The sequence below is a fragment of the Nocardioides sp. P5_C9_2 genome (assembly GCF_054049555.1).
On record NZ_JBFUMD010000335.1, the window covers coordinates 1 to 4,487 of the forward strand.

Consider the following 4,487-nt stretch of genomic DNA (forward strand, 5'->3'; position numbering starts at 1 on the left):
GCGTACGACCGGTTCATGGGCCGTTACTCGCGACCCCTCGCGGCCACCCTGGCCGAGTGGCTCGAGGTGACCGGCGGCCAACGGGCCATCGACGTCGGGTGCGGCCCGGGCGCGCTCACCGGGCACCTGGTCGAGCGCCTGGGCGCCGACCACGTCGCGGCGGTGGACCCCTCGATGCCCTTCGTCGAGGCGTGCCGCTCCCGCTTCCCCGGGGTCGACGTCCGCCAGGGCACCGCGGAGTCGCTGCCGTACGACGCCGACACCTTCGACGTGGCCGGCTCCTGCCTGGTCGTCCACTTCATGTCAGACCCGGTCGGCGGCCTCGCCGAGATGGCCCGGGTGACCCGCGCCGGAGGCTGGGTGGGGGCGACCACCTGGGACCTGGGGGGCCGCCGCGAGCCGATGGCCCCGATCTGGGCGGCGCTCGCCGAGGTGGACCCCCACCACCCGGGCGAGGGGCCCATCCCCGCCGGGGCGGCCGGCGACCTGGTGCAGATCCTGGAGGGGGCGGGCCTGCGCGACGTCGAGGGCACCGAGATGCCGGTGACCGTCACCCACCCGACCTTCGAGGAGTGGTGGGACCCCTACCTCCACGGGGTCGGCCCGGTGGGCGAGGTGATCGCCGCACTCGAGCCGGCGCGCCGCGAGCAGCTGCGCGCCACCTGTCGCGAACGGTTGGGAGCCGGTCCGTTCGACGTCACCGCCGTCGCCTTCGCGGCCCGCGGACGAGCCTGAGCGGCAGCCCGCGCGACCGCCGTCCGTCTCACGACCTGGCAGCCGGGACGCCGTACCGCAGGGCCCGGGCTACTCTGGTCACATCATGACGCGCAGCCTCCTTCTTCGCTGCCGCAGCGAGGCCTAGACACGGTCGGCCTCCTCGCTGCGGAGAGCGTGCTGTGCACCGGCGCCCGTCACCAGCGACATCGAGGACCTCATGATCAGCAACACCCCGCCCCACGAGCGCAACCCCCAGCTGCCGAGCGGCATGAAGCACGAGCGCTACGTGCCGTTCCTCCCGGTCGACCTGACCGACCGCACCTGGCCCACGAAGCGGATGACCCAGGCCCCGCGCTGGTGCGCCGTCGACCTGCGCGACGGCAACCAGGCGCTCATCGACCCGATGAGCCCGGCCCGCAAGAAGGAGATGTTCCTGCTCCTGGTGAAGATGGGCTACAAGGAGATCGAGGTCGGCTTCCCGGCCGCGTCGCAGACCGACTTCGACTTCGTGCGGATGCTCGTCGAGGAGGACCTGATCCCCGACGACGTGGTCATCCAGGTGCTGACCCAGGCCCGCGAGGAGCTCATCGAGCGCACCTACGAGTCGCTGCGCGGTGCCAAGCAGGCGATCGTGCACCTCTACAACTCCACCTCCACGCTCCAGCGCCGGGTCGTCTTCGGCCTCGACGAGGACGGCATCCTCGACATCGCGGTGCGGGGCGCGGAGATCTGCAAGAAGTACGAGGAGCTGGTCCCCGGCACCGACGTCTTCTACGAGTACTCGCCCGAGTCCTACACCGGCACCGAGCTGGAGTTCGCCGTCCGCATCTGCAACGCGGTCCTCGACGTCTTCGAGCCCACCGCCGAGCGCCCGGTCATCATCAACCTGCCGGCCACCGTCGAGATGGCCACGCCCAACGTGTACGCCGACTCCATCGAGTGGATGGGTCGCCACCTGCACCACCGCGAGCACGTGATCCTGTCCCTGCACCCGCACAACGACCGCGGTACGGCCGTCGCCGCGGCCGAGCTCGGCTACCTGGCCGGCGCCGACCGGATCGAGGGCTGCCTGTTCGGCAACGGCGAGCGCACCGGCAACGTGTGCCTGGTGACGCTGGGCCTCAACCTGCTCACCCAGGGCATCGACCCGCAGATCGACTTCTCCGACATCGACGACGTCCGACGCACGGTCGAGTACTGCAACCAGCTGCCGGTCCACGAGCGGCACCCTTACGGCGGCGACCTCGTCTACACGGCCTTCTCCGGGTCCCACCAGGACGCCATCAAGAAGGGCTTCGAGGCCCTCGAGCGCGATGCCGACCGGGCCGGCGTACCCGTCGAGGACCACGAGTGGGCGGTGCCCTACCTGCCCATCGACCCCAAGGACGTCGGCCGCAGCTACGAGGCGGTGATCCGGGTCAACAGCCAGTCCGGCAAGGGCGGGGTGGCCTACATCCTCAAGCACGAGCACAAGCTCGACCTGCCGCGCCGGGCCCAGATCGAGTTCAGCCGGGTCATCCAGCAGCACACCGACGCCGAGGGCGGCGAGGTCGCGCCCGCGGCGATCTGGGAGGCCTTCCGCCGCGAGTACCTCGACCGTGAGCGCCCGCTGTGGCTGGACTCGGTCCACACCAGCAGCGCCGCCGGGGAGAAGGACCGGCTCGACGTCAACGTGTTCGTCGACGGCGAGCTGACCAGCCTGTCGGGCGAGGGCAACGGCCCCATCGCGGCGTTCGTCGACGCGATCAACGGGCTGCCGCGTGCGGACGAGCGGGGCTTCGACGTCCGGGTGCTCGACTACCACGAGCACGCGCTCTCGTCGGGCGGCGACGCCATCGCGGCGGCGTACGTCGAGTGCGCGGTCGGCGAGAGGGTGCTGTGGGGCGTCGGGCTGGACGCCAACATCGTGACCGCGTCGCTCAAGGCCGTGATCAGCGCCGTGAACCGCGCCTGAGCGGTAGGTTCTGGCCATGTTGGTCAGCGAGCGGATCGGCCAGTTCTTCCTGGAGCACCCGGCGGGACGGGACCGGCTCGAGTACACCGAGTACGGGTCGGGCGACGCCTGGGTGGTGCTCCTGCACGGCCAGCTGATGCCGCGGCGGATGCACCAGCCGCTCGCGCGGGCCCTGGCGGCCGAGGGTCTGCACGTGGTGACCCTCGACCTGCTCGGGCACGGTCGCTCCGACCGCCCGGCGGACCCGATGTCGTACTCGATGACGGCCTTCGGGGAGCAGGTCGTCGCGCTCCTCGACCACCTGGGCGCCGAGCAGGCGATCGTGGGCGGGACGTCCCTGGGCGCCAACGTGTCGCTCGAGGTCGCGGTGATGACTCCCGGCCGGGTCCGGGGGCTGCTGCTCGAGATGCCGGTCCTGGACAACGCCCTCGAGGCCGGGATCATGGTCTTCGCACCGCTGCTCTTCGCGGCGCGATTCCTGCCGGTGACCGTCTCGGCGCTGCGCTGGGTGACCAGGCCCGTCCCGCGGGGGCTGGTGCCCTTCTGGGTCGGGATCGGGCTCGACACCTGCAACCAGCAGGCGGCGCCGATGGCGGCGGCGGTGCACGGCATCTTCTTCGGCCGGATCGCGCCGTCGTCGGCGCAGCGGCGTGCCATCGAGGTCCCCGCGCTGGTCGTCGGGCACCCGGCCGACCCGATCCACCCGGCCGCCGACGCGGCGATGCTCGCCGCGGAGATGCCGCACGCGACCTTCATCCGGGCCCGCAGCATCGTCGAGTGGCGCGCGGCACCCGAGCGTCTCAACACGCTCGCCGCCGGCTTCGCGCGGTCCTGCTGGGACTCGCCACCCCGCAGCCGGCGCCGCGCCACCTGACCCTCGCCCGGGCCTGCGGCGCCGGGGCCCACCCGTGGGGGAGAATGGCGGGGTGCCTCTCTACCGAGACGAGGCGGTCGTGCTGCGCACCCACAAGCTGGGTGAGGCGGACCGCATCATCACCCTGCTGACCCGCCACCACGGCCGGGTCCGTGCGGTGGCGCGTGGCGTGCGACGTACGACGTCGCGCTGGGGCTCGCGGCTGGAGCCCTTCACCCACGTCGACCTCCAGCTCGCCGAGGGTCGCAACCTCGACACGATCACGCAGGCCGAGACGATCGACCCCTTCCACGCCCGGTTGGGCCTGGACTACGACCGCTACACCTCCGGCACCGTGATGCTCGAGACCGCCGAGCGCCTGGTCACCGAGGAGAAGGAGCCGGCGGTCCAGCAGTTCCTGCTGCTCGTCGGCGGGCTGCGCGCGATGGCCGCCGGGGAGCACGGGGCCGGCCAGGTGCGCGACTCCTACCTGCTGCGCTCGCTGTCGGTGGCCGGGTGGGCGCCGTCCTTCGACCACTGCGTCTCGTGCGGCGTCGAGGGCCCGCACCGCTTCTTCAACCCCTCGGCCGGGGGCGTGATGTGCCGGATGTGCAAGGTGCCGGGCTCGGCCACCCCCGCCGAGGAGACCCTGCGCCTGGGCGCGGCGTTGCTCACCGGCGACTGGCCCCTCGTCCACGCCGCCGAGCCGCGCCACCTGAAGGAGGCCAGCTCACTGGTCGCCGCCTACCTCGCCTGGCACGTCGAGCGCGGCCTGCGGTCGATGGCGTACGTCGAGCGCTGACCGCCGACCGATCTCCATGACGTCCGGCGCGACCCGACTACGCTGCCGCTCGTGAAGCGAAGCGTCCGTMCGCCGACCCCGCACCCCAGCGGCGCCCGGCCACCCGCCGTACCGGCCGAGCTCGTGCCGCGCCACGTGGCCGTGGTCATGGACGGCAACGG

At 72.4% G+C, this 4,487-nt stretch carries 4 protein-coding genes and 1 pseudogene; all 5 read left to right on the forward strand.

What is annotated here, in order from left to right; genetic code table 11:
• On the forward strand, positions 1-735 hold a 735-nt coding region (locus ACXJKL_RS15385), incomplete at its 5' end, for a class I SAM-dependent methyltransferase (RefSeq protein WP_457207910.1).
• Between the two features lie 199 nt (positions 736-934).
• A complete protein-coding gene (gene leuA / locus ACXJKL_RS15390) occupies positions 935-2,671 on the forward strand; it encodes a 2-isopropylmalate synthase (protein ID WP_457207911.1) in 1,737 nt (578 codons plus the stop codon).
• A 16-nt stretch (positions 2,672-2,687) separates the two neighbouring features.
• Positions 2,688-3,545 (forward strand): alpha/beta fold hydrolase, encoded by an 858-nt coding sequence (locus ACXJKL_RS15395; protein ID WP_457207912.1) that lies wholly within the window; start codon positions 2,688-2,690, stop codon positions 3,543-3,545.
• Between the two features lie 52 nt (positions 3,546-3,597).
• The gene (recO, locus tag ACXJKL_RS15400) at positions 3,598-4,326 is read left to right on the forward strand and encodes a DNA repair protein RecO (protein ID WP_457207913.1); all 729 of its coding nucleotides are present in this window, start codon (positions 3,598-3,600) and stop codon (positions 4,324-4,326) included.
• A gap of 42 nt (positions 4,327-4,368) precedes the next feature.
• Positions 4,369-4,487: pseudogene (locus tag ACXJKL_RS15405) on the forward strand (isoprenyl transferase); the annotation flags it as partial.